Annotated in this window: 1 pseudogene; it reads right to left on the reverse strand. The window is 62.8% G+C overall.

Going from position 1 to position 269, the window contains the following annotated elements:
• Nucleotides 1-269: pseudogene (locus R0J92_RS23310) on the reverse strand (hypothetical protein); the annotation flags it as partial.

Raw genomic sequence — 269 nt, forward strand, 5'->3', positions numbered from 1 at the left:
GCCTCGTCGATGAGCTGGTCGATGACCAGGCCGTTCTCGGCGTGCAGAGCGATCATGCCGCCGTGCTGGCCGACCATCCGCATCGCCTTGAAGATCGCCGCGTCGTCCGACATCACGACCCCGGGGTAGGCCATGAACATCTTGAAGCTGCTTACCCCCTCCCGCTCGATCGCGCTGCGCACGTCGGTCAAAACTTGATCGTCTACATGTGTCAGGATCAGGTGCAGTCCGTAATCCACGCCCACCTGGCTCTGGGCGCTGGCCTGCAT

Source organism: Tritonibacter sp. SIMBA_163 (assembly GCF_046535935.1).
Classification (GTDB): domain Bacteria; phylum Pseudomonadota; class Alphaproteobacteria; order Rhodobacterales; family Rhodobacteraceae; genus Epibacterium; species Epibacterium scottomollicae.